This is a genomic window from Nonomuraea sp. NPDC048892, from assembly GCF_040649735.1.
In the GTDB taxonomy this organism is placed as follows: Bacteria; Actinomycetota; Actinomycetes; order Streptosporangiales; family Streptosporangiaceae; genus Nonomuraea; species Nonomuraea maheshkhaliensis.
Genome location: NZ_JBEZFZ010000001.1, coordinates 543,876 through 558,316 on the forward strand (window position 1 = coordinate 543,876; position 14,441 = coordinate 558,316).

The following is a 14,441-nucleotide window of genomic DNA, read 5'->3' on the forward strand; positions in this document are numbered from 1 at the left end:
TATCTTCGTCGAAGGGGCCTTAGCTCAGTTGGCAGAGCGCCTGCTTTGCAAGCAGGAAGTCAGGAGTTCGAATCTCCTAGGCTCCACTCCAGGTAAAAGGCCACTTCCCATGATCGGGTAGTGGCCTTTTCGATCTTGTACAGCTGCAAAATACAGCTACAGCATCAACTTCCCTTGGCACGCTCGCTCTGCTCCTGTGGGATCGGGAAGCCGTAGCGCTGTGAGATCTCCTCAAGGGCCTTGATGCACGCCGACTGCACCGGCTGGTAGTCCGCGTACCGGAGCTTCACGCTCGCGTACGGCTTGTTCCGACACGGACCCCGTCCCTCAGTCGTCCCGTGCCAGCCACAGAGGCCTTTGTATCCCTCTGTGTCCTCGTTATGGTTCTTTCGCTCGTAGGGCTTCACCCAAATCACGACATGCGCCATGGCCACTGACCTTACGAGCGCTGGGCAACAGGAGGGTTGAGATTCGGCTGTGGCGAGGGGCCCAATACGCGCGAAGGCCACCCCGAGAGGGATGGCCTCAGCAACGATCTTCGGTCCTAACGGTCTAGATGATCCCCGAGGCGCTTGAGCGCCTTGCGCGTCTCCTCCGAGGACACTTCGCTGTAGATATTCATGGTCACCGCGATCTGTGAGTGGCGAAGGATCTGCATGGCGACGCGAGGGTGGACGTCGAGGGCGACGAGCAAGGATGCGCAGGTCTTGCGAGTCGCGTGGACGTGAACCTTCCGGACTCCTGCCTTGGCGCAGGCGTTCGCGAAGCTGCGGCGGAAGTTGGATGGCTCGATAGGCCGGCCACTGGCGGTGGTGAAGACGAGTCCCGTGTCCTGCCAGTCGTCTCCAGCCGCTTCCCGGGCGGTGTCGCGTGCCCGTTGACGAGCGCGGAGGGCCGTCGTGACGACCTCTGGGAAGGGCAGTGTGGCGTCGGACGCGTCGGTTTTCGTCTGGCGGTGTAGCAGCTTGCCCCCAACGCGCTGGAGCTGCCAGCCGATCGTCATCTCGGCCCGGTCGAGATCGACGTCTTCCCAGCGCAGCCCCAGCGTTTCACCCAGACGCAGCCCGAGGACGAGCACCAGGACGTAAGCCGGGTACATCGGGTCGTTGTTCTTGCGTGCCGACTCCAGGAAGGCCCGTGCCTCTTCGACGGACCAGGGCTTGACCTTGCGCTTGCGCGGCACCGACATCTTGACGTTGGCGGCGACGTTGCGGGTCAGCGTCTCCTCCCGTACGGCGTTGCTCAGGGCGGCCCGCAGCGTCATGTAGGCGTCGTGGACCGTCCACTCCGAGGGCAGCGACCGGCAGCACTTGCCGATGGCGCAGCAGTGCCGGCGCCGCTTCGGATTGCTGTGATGCTCGGGACGTGCGGCGTCTTTGCCCTGGTCGCAGCAGAGGCAGACGCGGCGCAGCTTGTTCAGCCAGGTTTGGACGTCCCGGACGGTCAGCTTGTCGAGCCGCTTGGAGCCGAGTGCTGGCGTGATGTAGAGCCGTGCGAACATCTCGTAGTTCGCCACTGTCTTGGGCGCGAGGTTGGGTTCCACGATGTTGGTGATCCAGTACGACAGGTAGTCCGAGAGCTTCGGCGACTTCGTGACTACCGGCCCCCTACGGGCCAGCTCGTGGAGCTTGAGCCACTTCTCGTGGGTCTCCTCGCGGGTCTTGCCGTAGGCCCACTTGCGGGTGCGCTTCCCCTCGGGCGTGGTGACCCAGACGTAGCCTGCCCAGCCGTTCTTGTACGGGAAGATCGAGCCTTCGTTGTTGGCCCGGGTTCGCCGGCTCTTGCGAGGGCCGCGTTCGGGCTCGTCCGGGGTTGCCGTGGTGGTTTTGGCGGGCATCAGGCGGCCTCCTCACAGAGCTGGGTGACGTATGCCTCCAGCGAGGAGGCGGGGATGCGGCGGCATCGGGTGCCGACGACGATGGACTGGAGTTCGCCGGAGCGGATGAGGTTGTAGAGCGTCCAGCGGCTGACCTTCAGGGCGGCCATCGCTTCCGGGACGGTGAGCAGTTCAGCGGTCATCTGGTCCCCCGAGGTGTGGCGTTTGCTGGCCGGTGATGGCGGCGGCGAGGAGCTGTTCGCCGGCCGAAAGCCCTTGTCCGGCGTAGGCCCAGTGGGCGACGACCAGGACGGCGTCCTCGTCGAACAGGGGCAGGCGGCCTGTGGTGATCTCCTGGGCGCGCATGTGTTCCTCGCGGGCCGTGCGGAGTTCGCCGAGGGTGGTGGAGTAGTGGCGGCTCTTGGTGGAGAAGTGGCCGCGGAAGCCGAGCATGTGGGCCCAGTGGGTGAGCCGCAGTTCGGCCAGGTCGGGGTGCTCGCCCAGGCGCATGCAGGCGGCGATCAGGTGTCGAGCGTGCTCGCGGATCGGTAGGGCGCCGAGGTTGTCGAGCGGTTGGATGCGGCGGTCGAGGGTGCCGACGCATTCGGCCGCTTTGGTGGCGTACTTGGCGATGTAGGCGGCGACGGCTTGTTCGGTGAGGTCGCCGTTCATGGTGATGGGGCGGACGTCGAGCTGTGTGCCCCACCGGAAGGCGCGGTTGAGCGGTTTCACCTCCGCTGTCACGACTGCTGCGGCGTGCTGGACGGCTTGGGTCAGGGCATCAGTGGTGGCCCAGGCGGGTGGTGGTGAGTGCGGGCCGTCGGGTCCGTCGAGGCGGATGACGGCGTGGAAGTGGACGATGCCACGGCGCTGGTATTCGGCGACTTTGGCGAAGGCGATGCTGACGTGCTCGCGCAGGGCCTTGACGGTCAGGCCGTTGAGCTTGGCGAAGCGGCGGCGTAGGGCGAGGGTGAAGCGGCGCCACAGCTCGGGGCTGATGGCGTTGAAGAGGACTGAGCCGTCGTAGTCGTAGCAGTCAGGGCACAGCGGTTCGCCGAGGCGCGGATGGTCGGCGCTGTGCCGCTCGGTGCAGGACCGGACGATGCCGTGCGGGCAGGGCTGGGCATCGCGGCGGGCGTGGCAGGGCAGGACCTTGCCGTTCTTCTCCCGCCGCACGTGGACAGCCCCGAAGGACGGTGCGGTGAGAGTGATGAACAGGCACGGGTGGCTGCTGACGGTCTCCGGCACGCCCTTGCCTCCGACGAGGCCGGCGCGGACGAGTTGGTAGGTGTCGGCACGGTAGACCTCGGCGCAGGCCGGGCAGCGGGAGGCGCGGCGGGTCTTGCACGGGACGCGCAGGACGCCGTTCGGCTCCTGGGTGGTGCTGTAGCGGTGCAGGAGGTGGCCGGTGGCCTGGTCGTAGTGTTCGACCTTGCCGCGCAGATGGATGGGCTGTCGGCAGCCGCCGGTGCGCTTGATCTGGTTGGCCCAGCGGTCGTAGTCGGGTTGGTTGAGCCGGTGGATCATTCCAGCCACGGCGTGGCTGTGAGCAAGGTGGGGCAAGATGGGTCCTGTCCTATCCAGTCACTCTGGTGTGGATGGCCCCCGGCCTGGCGCGGATCTTGGCGGATGTGTGGCCAGGCGGGGGGCGCTACGGCGGCTATGCGCCGTGGTTGTCGATGCCGATGCCGTGGCAGTCGGCGCAGGTCTGGTCGTCGTAAAGTCCGGTGCCGTTGCAGGTGCAGCAGCGATAGCGAGTGTCGGTGTCGGTGTTCATCGGTCTTCGCTCGGGCCGTAGGGCGTGATGCAGCCGCGGTAGCTGTCGTGGGCCTCATAGCGGGCGCGGGACTCGGCGAGGATCGCCACGGCGCGGTACTCGATCGGGCCGAGGGACAGCGAGGCCGTGTAGTGGCCGCTGTCTCCATCGACGTGGCTGCCGAGCAGTGTGGCCAGGCGTTGAAGCTCGGCGTGCATGTCGGCGTCGTGGGCGTCCCGCACGAAGTGATATACGACGGTGCTTCCTGGGATCGGGATGTCGGGACGCGTTTCCAGCAAGTCGGCCAGGGCGCGCAGCCCGGTGATGAACGCGGGCCGTGAGTGCGTGGTGGACATCGATGGCGTTCCTTTCAGTGGGCTTGGGCGGGTTGCAGGATGTGGAGCAGGCTGGCGGCGAGTTGTTCGGAGACGCCCAGGCGGGCACGGATGAGGTCTGCGGAGATCGGTTCGCCGTGCTTGGCGTGGTGCTCGTCGGCGACGCGGCGGGCGTAGTCCACGAGGGCCGGGTCTGGTGTCGGGCCGTCATGGCGGGCCGGGACGTCACGGGGCTCCGCGAGGACGGCTGAGGACGTTTGTGCGGACGGTGAGGACGTCTGCGGGACGTCCTGTGGTGCGTCGGTGCTGACGGTCGTGGCGCGGCGTTCGAGCATGGAGACCGCGACGAGGAAGGCGCCGGCCGGGGTGGCGGCGGTGATCCAGCCCCAGACGGTTGGTGTGGCTTGGGCGAGGTTGGCGGCCAGGGACAGGATGATTCCTCCGGTCAGGACGAGGACGGGCCATGAGATCGGGCCGCGCCGGGCCCGGTGGGTCTTCTTGTCGCGTTGGCGTTCGCGGGCGGCCATGACGCAGGTCAGGTCGATGCAGATGGCGATGGCCCAGGACATCCAGCCGGTCTGTCCGTGTTCGCTGGCGGTGTCGCGGATGTGGGTGAACGAGCCTGCTCCCGCGATGAGTGCCAGGACAAGGACGGGGCCGGTGTCGAGGAGCCAGGCGGTGATGCGGCGCATCTCCACTCCTCCTGGCAGCGGACCGGGTCAGGCGGTCTGCTGATCGGGCGTTGGGACGGGTTGAGCTGTCATCACTTCGGCCCAAGGCGGTGCCAGGTGTGCGTAGGCCTGTGCAGCGCGTTCCGCGGCCTGTTCGCTGACGTAGAAGGAGCGGGCGCGGTACCACTGGCCGTCCTGTGAGGCGACGATGGCGACGCCGGGTGTCTCGGCGGCGATGGCGCGGGCTGAGTCGAGTGCGGCCGGGTCGAGGTCGCCGAGGGTCATGGTGGCGGTCTCGGGATCGTTGACCCGGTGGCAGATCCGTCCCGAGCACTGGGCCCGGAGCGCGGTGACGCCGGGGCCGAGGTCGGAGCCGATGCGCTGGCCGCAGCAGAACAGGTAGATGCCGAAGGCCCGGCCGAGCTGCGCGATCCGCAGCAGCGCTGTCGAGGTCTTGGCGATCTCCTCCTTCTCCGACTTGTCGGCCATCAGGTACAGCTCGGCCAGCTCGTCCACCAAGACCACGATCGGCACCGGCCGCAGGTGCGGCGGGAGCTGCCAGATGTTGCGGGCGCCAGCCATCCGGCACACGCCCATCCGGTCGGTCATGAGCGCCACCAGGTCGTCCAGCAGCCCGCCGCACTCGGCGCGCGAGGTGGCCAGCGCGGACAGTCGCGGCGTGTACGGGGTGAACTCGACGCCGCCCTTGAGGTCGAAGCCGACCAGGGCGACCGGTTGCGGCGCGAGGCCGACGATCAGGGCGTTCGCCAGGTTGGACTTGCCCGACTGTGTGGCACCCGCGTTGATCCAGTGCGGCACGGTCCGGAAGTCGATGACCCAAGGCGTACCTGTCTCCAGCCGTCCCACGGTGACCTTGAGCAGTTCAGTCGAGGCTGGCAGCTCTTCGACGCGGACGAGTGGATCGCGGATCGTCGCGGCGAGGCGTACCCGGCCGGGCTTGTCGGAGGAGACGCGCACGGCGTGTACGCCCCAGGAGTGGGCGAGGCGTTCTGCGGCCTCGGCGTAGTCGGCGGGGATCTGTCCTTCCAGGGTGTGCAGGGTGACCCGCCAGCCGTGCCGGGTCGGCAGCGGCAGCCACATGAACGGTTTGGTGTCCACGGCGATGCGTTGCCACTTGCGCCGGACGCGGACGACGCCGGTGGAGGCGACCAGTCCGGGGACGGTGGTGAACCAGAAGCGTTGCCGCTTCTTGGTGAGGTTGCAGCCGAGGGCGACCTTGCGCCAGGTCGCTCGGATGGTGATGGCTGTGATCGGGAAGCCGATGACGAGCCAGAAGGAGCGGTAGTGCCAGCGGCGCCAGGCCCACAGCCCGGCCGCCGAGGCGGCCAGGACTGCGAGCAGCGGGTAGAGCTGGTCAGACATCGGCGGTCTCCTGCAGCGGGAGCAGGGCGGTCGCGCGGTAGGAGATGCCCCAGCGGCCGGCGATTTCCCAGACGTAGCCGAGCAGTCCGACCGCGTTGACGGCGTCGCCGGCCTTGATGGGCGGTTCGCCGGTGATACCGATCTTGACGAGTTCGATCCGGCCGAACTCGTCCTCCACCGAGACGGTGACCTCGTAGACGGTGTTGCCGTGCTTGTCGGTCTTGATCTCGCCGGTGTCCTTGTTGAGCACGCGAGGGCGCGGGGCCTTCACGCAGGTGATGGTGAGCTTGCTGACGTCCACAGGGATAGGGACGGTACGCATGGCTGTATGACCTCTCGTCGGCCTGTTGATCAGGCGTTTCAGGACGAGGGAGGCCGTGCCGTCAGCTCGGAGGCGATAGCATCGAAGCGCCAACTAGGGTGCTTATCGCATCCGGCCTGGGCGGGTCTCCCGCTCAGGCCACTTTCATGTGTGGCCCTCTCTCCGCCTTTCGTGAGCGGACCCCCTTGATCCACCCCTGAAACGCGAAGAGCGTTCGTGCTGGGCTGCCACCCTCCGACTACGGAGAGTTCCAGCTACAACACGAACGCTACCTGATACTGAGAGTAATCGCTAGTACTTAGAGTACGTGGACACGTACTTTTTCTACGCCCCCACTCGCTCGGCCAGCTCCCGCAGCTCAGAGGACGCCGGATCCTGCATCGACACCAGGTCAGAGACGAGTTGCCGTACGACCCGGTGGTTGCGAATCTGCTCCGGCGTGACGTTCTCGGCCTCCAGGAGTCGCGCGACCGCTTCGTCCACTTGGCGACGCTGCGCATGCGCCCGCGCGAGATCGACAGCCAGTCGCGCCCGTCGTTCGGCCGACAGAGTCGAGGCGTCCACCGCCGTCCCAACCCGCAACGCGTGCCCGGCGTCACCCACCTCCACCGCTACCGCCACCTCATGCAGCGCCACGTTGGCCGGCCCGAACTCGGTGTTGTAGTCGTTGCGCCCCTCACCGACCCGCGTGGCCATCTCGCGGGCTCGCGAGAGATGCTCGTAGGCGACATCGGCCTGGTTCAGCCGTGAGGCCGCCACCGCCCGCTGCAACGTCAGTCCGCCCCACAGTGACATCGCTTCCACGTTGCCCTGATCGGTCAGGAACCACAGCGCCTCAGCAGCGGTCCGCGCAGTCTCCTCCACCTGATCGAAATGACGCGCCCCCAGGAACACAAACCCCAGCCGGAACGCCCCGGCCGCCATCATCAACGGGTTCCCGGCACGCTCGGCCGCGCTGATGGCCCGATCGGCCGCGATCCACGCCGCCTCCGGCTCACCCAGCTTGGCCAGCGACGCCGAACACGCCTGGTAGGTGACCGCCAGCAGCTCGAACAACTCGGCCTGCCGCTCAGCAGGCGCGGACCGTACCGCGTTCTCCAGCGTCGGGACGAGCCCACGCAGCAGCTCCGTCAGCTCGACGTAGCGGCTCTGGTGCGTCAGCTCCCAGGCGTGCTCCACGCGTTGCCTGAGCTGGTCGGTCGGGGGCACCGGTGTGGCGTGCAACATGGCGTACAGCGAGTGCGCTCCGGACAGCACCAGGCGCAGCCCGGCCGTCCCCGGCACCTCCTCGGTCGTGGCCGCCACCACCGGCGCCTCTGCGGCCAGCTCAGACAGCGGCACGTCCAGAGTCTCGGCGACCTTCTCCAGCACGGACATGCGATCGACCTTGCGCACGCCCCGCTCTACCTGCGAGATCCATGCGACCGACCGGTCCACCAGCCGAGCCAGCTCCACCTGCGACAGGCCGCGCCGTTTGCGTTCCTGAGCGATGCGCCGTCCGAGCGCCCGCTGATACTCCATGCTCACGACGTCGTGCCCTTCCCGCTCAGCAGATCCAGCCAATCGACCTCGACCGAGGCCAGCAGCTCTTCGCGAGCCGCCAGGAAGTGCCTGGTGTGCTCGGTCTGCTCGTGGGCGTCGAAGGCGTCGCGGTCCTGGTACAGCTCGTAGAAGATCCGCTGGAGCGGCTGACCGTCCACCCGGTGTGAGGCGTACACGATCGTTCCCGGCTCGTGCCGGCGGATCGCCTCGATTGTCTCACCGACGAGGGTGTCGAACGCCGCCGCGCTCTCCTCGTCCTTGCAGGTGAATCGCACCATTAGTCCGAACATGCGCGCCTCCTGGGTCGCCGTGACGGGCTGGGGTCGGGATGTCTTCACTCGACCAGTACTTATTGTGCGGCGCAAGTACATCAAGTCGCTTGTACTTGAAGTATAGCACTAGTACTTTAAGTATTGATAGCGGATCGCAGGGCGTTGACCTGCATGAACGCAAGGAAACGGCGATGTCTCTGACGCTGAACAGCGGCCAAGAAATCCACCGCTGGTGTCGCAACTTCCCCGGCACCAAGGCCCAGATCAGCGCAGCACGCCGGTTCGTCGCCGGCTACCTCGGCGACCACCCCGAGACCTACACCGCCGAACTCGTCATCTCCGAACTCGCCACCAACGCCATCCGCCATACCCGCAGCGGCCAGGCCGCCGGCCGATTCGGCGTCACCCTCCACGCAGGCACCGCCCTGCTGATCGTCGCCGTCCACGACGAAGGCGGCCCCTCCACCCCACACCTCCGCCAGGCCGACAGCACGGACCAGAGCGGCCGAGGCCTGCACTTGGTGGACAGCCTGACAACACGGTGGGGCGTCCACGGCGACGAAGCCGGACGCACCGTATGGGCGCTCATCCCGCTCGACCAGACCACATGAGCGACTGTCTATCCCCACACCTTCCCGAGCCGGAGCCGAACCACAAGCGGTTGATTTGGTTCAAGGCGTGCAAGGAGTCACGACGGCGGACGCTCGCCTGGACCTGCCATTGCCAGAACGTCATCCACGAGCTGTGCGCCGCAGGCGGGCAGTCCTTCCTCCGCCGCACCGACTGTGCCGCTGACGAAGTCTTCGAGACCCACCGCATGCTCATCCGAGACGGTAACGCCCTGTGGCAGGCACTTCTCCAAGGCCAGGTGCGCTGATACTCATCAAGATCATTTAATCAGCAGCACTGCCTGGATGAGAACTTTCTCTACGCCTTCAAGGGCAGCCCGCCTGCGGCGGCCTGCCACGCGTCGGGCGGTCGCTGGCCGCGCTGCGGCTCTCCGGCCGGTCGCGGCCGGCGCCGCCCACGCAGAAGATCCACAAATAAGTTCGGGCTCTGCTACGTCATCAGACGAACCCCGGATGCGGTATTACGCTGTGATCAGCACTCGCCGCCGGAGGACAAAGAGGCCATTATGCCCAAAAACGCTCCATGGCGCGTTTTCTGCTCTACGCGCAACCTGTTGCGGGCTCAGAGATCATCTCGAGTTAATGGGCTTGAAGGCTAGCGGGCGATGACTCAGCACCAAAAGGTCAGTGCTTTGAGCTACGCTTTAAGATCTAGTGTCCGAGGAGGAAACGTGACCGAGATCGATCTCAACGATCTTCTAGATGTAGTTGATGAGACAGTAGCTAACGAATTGGCCTCGAAGCCGACAGTCGTAGATGTAGGGCATGACCTCGACCTGAACAAACTGCCCATAGTTGCGCGCAAGTGGCACCGCCTGAAGGATGGCGTCGCCGTCGTGGCTGATCTTAAGGGTTCAACGCAAATGGGTCTGAATAAGCACTCTGCATCCACGGCGAGCATCTATGAGGCTTCAACAGGTTCAGTCGTGAACATTCTGAACGAATTCGATGCCGACTTCATTGCTATTCAGGGCGACGGTGCTTTCGGGATGTTCTGGGGAGAACGCCGGCGTGAACGTGCCTTGTGTGCAGGAATCACCATCAAGACATTCAGTCAAAGAATTCTCACACCGCGACTAGAGAAGAAATGGGAAGAGCTACCGGCGACAGGGCTGAAAGTAGGAATTGCCAACAGTCCTCTGCTTGTCAAGCGAGTCGGAGTACCACGAACTGCTTACCAGGAGCCGATCTGGGCTGGAAAGGCAGTCAACTATGCTGCGAAGGCTGCGCAGCAGATAGATCGCCATGAGCTGCTTGTAACAGGATCAATATGGGCTTGGGCGCTTGGTATCGATTATCTAGCCTATTCTTGTACTTGTGGAGATGGGCCGAGTGCCAAGATCTGGACGGACATGGTGATCGATAAAATCCCGGAAGGGCAGGTCGATCGAGAGGGGAAGCTTTTGCGGTCCTCCTGGTGCCAAACGCACGGGCAAGAGTACTGCCGTGCAATCCTAGATGGAAGCAAGCGTAGGCCGGAAACAGCCGACTTGCGGGCGTCGGTTGACAGGGCAGAAAGAGCCATGTCACTCCGGTGGAAGATGCATGAGGACTATGAGCGCAAAAGGCAGATTTCCAGGTTGCGCTGAGCCTCAGACAACTATGTTGAGACTCAATAGGATTGGACTAGCAAGCCGGATAGCTGCTGCAGTCGCTAGGGCTGCCAAGCTCAACAGCAGGCAGGCTATCGCTCGTGCTCCCCAGATGTATTTTCGGTGAGCCACTCGCGAATTAGCCCATCCTTGTCGAGCGATTTCGGTGACTAGTGCTTCTATGTCTTTGGTCAATGAGATCATAGAGGTCACATAGCCATCAGCCGTCGGATGAGCCCGAGCGATATGCTGAAAGTAGAGAAGGCTTGTGGGTGGCTCATTTGATCGGAGCCGGGGCCAGAGGGCGATGCCAGCGCAGAGGCCGGCGCATAATGCAAGCGTCCCACAAATAGTGGTCGCCACTATAAAATATGTCGACGCATAGTCTGCATCTTTCACAAGGTTGTACAAAGCCACCCCGTCAGCGGCAGCTCCAGCAATAGTAGCTGCCGCCTTCGTCTCCGCATGTTTTATCCAATCAACGATGAGGCCGAGAGCTTTCCATGCTTGCTCGGCATTCGGAGGCGGCTCTACCGGTGTGGGCGATTCTTCGGGAGACATTCTACTCGTGAACCATCTGAGACTCATGCTTAATCCCGTCCACAGTAATGGGGTTGGCTAGCATCATCATATGGGATGTCTAACTTCTATGCCAGAGATCTAGATATATCCTACATTATGCCTGATTAGTGTGTGAGACAGGCTCCGCGCTGGCGCTTTGCCATAATAGTGGTTATTGAACGAAGCAAGAAGTAGGTCTCGGCTGCGCGATTCGCGCTCTTAGACTTTATGGAGTTCAACTCTTTTGAGAAGCCGTCTTAGCCGGTAGCACGTCCCACATCTCTGATCCCGCCCCTCCTGGTGTCACTCCCAGTCACCGACCCGCAGGCTCGGCCTTCAGGTCGAACTCAACCGTGATACGAGCCAGCGATAGGCATCGCAGACGAGTGTCACATGCACGTCGAGTCTGCAAGCTCAGGAGATAGTGACGAAGTCTCTGATTGCCAAAGCTCTCCCCTTGGCGTAGGCATGGACCATGGGTCCCCCTCTTCGCAGAGCAGCCGGCTCTCGACGCATGTATAAGCATCCCGCTGACGACATAGCCTCAGAAGGGGCTGTCTCCGTCAGAGGTGGCAATCGCTACAGAGCTGCCGAGGATGACGCTAGGCGGCGGGCTAATGAGCTACGGTGCCCGATGGAGCATCGTGGCCTGGCAACGGTGGGTTGATGGTTGATGGTTGAGGGCTGAGGCCCACTCTGAGACGGGGTCTTTCAAGATCTGCTTCTGAGCGATCAGCTGGCATGAAGTCCGAGCATCAGAAGCCGAAGTCTTGTTCTAGGAGGGAGTGCCGCAGTGTCCGTTGCACAGAGCCATCTACTGCCGCCCTACCGTGGGCTGCTCGCCGTGGACATCGTCAGATTCACGGGCAACAGAGACAGGTACCTTCCGGAACTGAGCGCGAAGATCCCCGATATACTGGAGCAGGCGTTCATAAACTGTGGGCATGAGCGTATCTGGCAGGAGAAGCGCTTCCCTGACAAGCCCGGTGATGGATACGTCTTCGGTACCGCCCCAGAGCACCTGCCCTTCCTCATTTATCCATTCCTGGACAGCCTCCAGGCGACGCTAGCAGACAGCGCCCCTGCTCTTCGCTCGTCAGATCGCACGCTGAACATGAGACTGCGGGCGAGTATCAACCTGGGGCCTGTGCCAGATCAAGGAGACCCTGCGCGGGATCGGATTGCTAAGGCCACTAATGACGCCTTCCGGCTACTTGACTCCGAACAGTTGAGGCAGACCATGGCCGATACCGATGCGGACGTGACGTTCGTCGGTGCTATTGTCTCTCAGCGAGTTTTCCAAGATGCGGTGGTCGGCGGTTACACAGGCATTCATGAAAGCCAGTTTCGGAGGGTGACAGCCGAGGTTCCGGGGAAGGGGTTTCGGGAGGAGGCTTGGATTTACGTCCCATGCCTTACCTTCCGCGATGCGGCATCTCAGCCTGCTGATGCGGCCAGTCAGACCCCCGAGGGCCATGCTCGTCATGAGCGAGGTAGCCCCGTGTTCAACAAGAAGGTTGAGCAAGCGTTCACCGATGGAACCTTCCACGGCGACTTCCATTTCAAGGGGCGGTGAACGATGGAACCCGACGTCAGGATCTATGGTTCACCTCAGGCGGCCTTCGTAAACAGCACCTTCCACGGCCAATTCGTGTTCACCGGGAAGTGGATCCAGCCGCGGAGATTGAGTCAGCAGGACATCAAACGGATGCGAGCGGTCTATGTAAAGCCTCAGGAGAACATCTTCTCGCGCGCTGTTGCAGCGGCTCGCGAAACTGGGGCGGTCGTATTATGCGCTGAGCCGGGGACCGGACGGCGAATCACCGCGGTGAACGTGGCAATAGAACTGGACGCGACTCCGGAGTGGCTAACGCTCGACGAGGAGAACGTCCACGCTTCCCTGTATGTCGAGCAGCGGCGAGCCTATCTGCTCAACTTGCGTGACACCGGGTCAAATTTGATCCCACTCGTGGGAAAGGAGGTGCCCGATTACGTAGCAAGACTGCGAGAGGCTGGCTCGTATCTCATCGTCCTCGCGACGGTTGAGGAGCGGAAAGCCCTCGACCTTGTGTCCGATCTCGCCATTGTGAAGCTCGAGGCTAGCGATCCACGGCAAGTGTTCACAGCCTATCTCACTAAGAGACATGGATATCCGCAGGAACATGCCGAGCAGTGGGAGACGCACAATCGGATTGCTGACGTGTTGATCAGCACCTCCCCGGCGAGCGCTGTGTCTCTCGCCGAGGACGTTCACGAGTCGGGACATCGGGAGCCAGAGGACAGTGCAGTTGAGGAGGTCCTTGCCGCCTTCTGGAACTGGGAGAAGCAGTTAAAGGATTGGTTCAGCAGCACAGTTAAGCCGGAGGACGGTTACAAACGCGCACTGCTGCTCTCAGTTGCGGCGCTGGAAGGCGCACCTCCAGCGGAGGTCTTCGATGCAGCAGATCAGCTGTGCGAAGCCACCGGGACCCCATATCTTCCCGGACGTGGCCTGGTCGGCCCAGGCATTGCCCAGCATCTTGATGACGTCGGTGCTAGACGGGATGAGGAAGGATTGGTGCATTTCACTCGTCACCGATACGGCACTGCCGTTTTGGACCATGTGTGGAAGGATCGTCCGTTCTTCCAAAAACAGTTGGTGACATGGATCAGCGACCTTCCTGAGGCGCGTCCAGCCGAGGTCATCTTTGATCTCGCTGTGCGTTACGGTCAGCCCGAGCTGGTGCTGGATACCGTACAGAAATGGGCCGCTGACTCAGTGGATCGCTCTGCTCTGCTACTCACAGCTGCCGCCATGAGCGACAAGCTTGGGCCGGCGGTACGCGGCAAGATGTACGCTTGGGCGCGCCAGACCGGCCAGGAAGCTCTGCAACTGGTCGTAGCGGAAGTATGTGGCGGGCACATGGCTGACGAGTTTGACCGAGTCGCGCTGACCCGTCTGCGAAACCTTGTGCGATTCGGAACAGAGCGCGTCCGGGCTGCGGTCGTCACGGCGATGCTAAAGCTCGCTGGTCGCCCACGTCTGCGTGCCCGCGTGCTGTCGGAGATTGGTGAGTGGGTCGCAGGTGTAGAACCGGCCCGTACCACTGGCTTGCGGACCTTTGTAGCTTTGGCAGGAACTCGCCTTGATGACGGTCGACTGCTGCTTCTGCCCGCATCAACCAGAGATGAGACGTTAATCGATCTTATCGCCTCCGGCTGGCGGTTAAGCCTTCGTGACCCCGAAATCGCCAGCGAAGCTAAGAATGCGGTCGTTGTCTGGCTGGAGGATGCTATCCGCGGTACGGCGGATGCTGATGTCGTCCGGGCGGTACTGCTTGCGGCATGCCGGAGCAGTGTGGATACGGGTATGTTCGTCCGGCTTGTCTGGCACTGGGCATATTCGACTTCTCGTGACGACTTGGACCGTGAGGGTTTTTGCGTCGAACTATCACGACAGATCGGTCAGCGTGACCCGCTTACCCCTGGCATCACACCATTGAGCGAATATAGCCGTCAGGAGGTGCCGACGTGGGACATCGAGGATGGCTAACAAGACTCCTATACAGTTCGAGTCCGTATG

15 protein-coding genes and 1 tRNA gene are annotated in these 14,441 nt (G+C 63.3%); 5 read left to right on the forward strand and 11 right to left on the reverse strand.

The annotated features are described in order from the left end of the window. Positions 1–13 precede the first annotated feature (13 nt). A tRNA-Ala gene (locus tag AB0C28_RS02650) sits at positions 14–86 on the forward strand. Between the two features lie 78 nt (positions 87–164). Here the strand turns inward: AB0C28_RS02650 and AB0C28_RS02655 are convergent. From AB0C28_RS02655 to AB0C28_RS02700, 10 genes are all read right to left on the reverse strand, one after another. Continuing rightward, on the reverse strand, positions 165–428 hold the full coding sequence (locus AB0C28_RS02655) for a hypothetical protein (protein ID WP_358072871.1): 264 nt from the start codon (positions 426–428) through the stop codon (positions 165–167). A gap of 116 nt (positions 429–544) precedes the next feature. After that, on the reverse strand, positions 545–1,837 hold the full coding sequence (locus AB0C28_RS02660) for a site-specific integrase (RefSeq protein ID WP_358072873.1): 1,293 nt from the start codon (positions 1,835–1,837) through the stop codon (positions 545–547). After that, positions 1,837–2,019, reverse strand: a complete 183-nt coding sequence (locus AB0C28_RS02665) for a helix-turn-helix domain-containing protein (RefSeq protein ID WP_358072875.1) — start codon at positions 2,017–2,019, stop codon at positions 1,837–1,839. Before AB0C28_RS02665 ends, AB0C28_RS02660 begins: the two co-directional genes overlap by 1 nt. Beyond that, complete coding sequence (locus AB0C28_RS02670) at positions 2,009–3,343, reverse strand: replication initiator (protein ID WP_358073176.1); 1,335 nt, start codon at positions 3,341–3,343, stop codon at positions 2,009–2,011. Before AB0C28_RS02670 ends, AB0C28_RS02665 begins: the two co-directional genes overlap by 11 nt. A 246-nt stretch (positions 3,344–3,589) precedes the next feature. Then, positions 3,590–3,928, reverse strand: a complete 339-nt coding sequence (locus tag AB0C28_RS02675; RefSeq protein WP_358072877.1) for a hypothetical protein — start codon at positions 3,926–3,928, stop codon at positions 3,590–3,592. A gap of 14 nt (positions 3,929–3,942) precedes the next feature. Then, complete coding sequence (locus AB0C28_RS02680; protein ID WP_358072879.1) at positions 3,943–4,599, reverse strand: DUF2637 domain-containing protein; 657 nt, start codon at positions 4,597–4,599, stop codon at positions 3,943–3,945. A 27-nt stretch (positions 4,600–4,626) separates the two neighbouring features. Next, positions 4,627–5,961, reverse strand: a complete 1,335-nt coding sequence (locus tag AB0C28_RS02685) for an FtsK/SpoIIIE domain-containing protein (protein ID WP_358072881.1) — start codon at positions 5,959–5,961, stop codon at positions 4,627–4,629. Next, complete coding sequence (locus AB0C28_RS02690) at positions 5,954–6,283, reverse strand: hypothetical protein (RefSeq protein ID WP_358072883.1); 330 nt, start codon at positions 6,281–6,283, stop codon at positions 5,954–5,956. Before AB0C28_RS02690 ends, AB0C28_RS02685 begins: the two co-directional genes overlap by 8 nt. Before the next feature lie 324 nt (positions 6,284–6,607). Continuing rightward, positions 6,608–7,804 carry a helix-turn-helix transcriptional regulator gene (locus AB0C28_RS02695; RefSeq protein WP_358073177.1) on the reverse strand — a complete coding sequence of 399 codons (1,197 nt, stop codon included), beginning with the start codon at positions 7,802–7,804 and terminating at the stop codon, positions 6,608–6,610. A gap of 2 nt (positions 7,805–7,806) precedes the next feature. Beyond that, a complete protein-coding gene (locus tag AB0C28_RS02700) occupies positions 7,807–8,103 on the reverse strand; it encodes an antibiotic biosynthesis monooxygenase (protein WP_358072885.1) in 297 nt (98 codons plus the stop codon). 185 nt (positions 8,104–8,288) lie between these two features. On the opposite strand from AB0C28_RS02700, the gene AB0C28_RS02705 reads away from it, so the two are divergent. Further along, on the forward strand, positions 8,289–8,708 hold the full coding sequence (locus tag AB0C28_RS02705) for an ATP-binding protein (protein WP_358072887.1): 420 nt from the start codon (positions 8,289–8,291) through the stop codon (positions 8,706–8,708). Between the two features lie 689 nt (positions 8,709–9,397). Then, complete coding sequence (locus AB0C28_RS02710) at positions 9,398–10,315, forward strand: hypothetical protein (RefSeq protein ID WP_358072889.1); 918 nt, start codon at positions 9,398–9,400, stop codon at positions 10,313–10,315. 3 nt (positions 10,316–10,318) lie between these two features. Here the strand turns inward: AB0C28_RS02710 and AB0C28_RS02715 are convergent, their stop codons facing one another. Next, positions 10,319–10,906 (reverse strand): Pycsar system effector family protein, encoded by a 588-nt coding sequence (locus tag AB0C28_RS02715; protein WP_358072891.1) that lies wholly within the window; start codon positions 10,904–10,906, stop codon positions 10,319–10,321. 817 nt (positions 10,907–11,723) lie between these two features. Here AB0C28_RS02715 and AB0C28_RS02720 point away from each other — a divergent pair. Both AB0C28_RS02720 and AB0C28_RS02725 read left to right on the forward strand, forming a co-directional pair. Beyond that, on the forward strand, positions 11,724–12,455 hold the full coding sequence (locus AB0C28_RS02720; RefSeq protein WP_358072893.1) for a hypothetical protein: 732 nt from the start codon (positions 11,724–11,726) through the stop codon (positions 12,453–12,455). Positions 12,456–12,458: 3 nt separating this feature from the next. Beyond that, positions 12,459–14,411, forward strand: coding sequence for a hypothetical protein (locus tag AB0C28_RS02725; protein WP_358072895.1), 1,953 nt, complete (start codon positions 12,459–12,461; stop codon positions 14,409–14,411). The last annotated feature ends 30 nt before the right edge of the window (positions 14,412–14,441 follow it).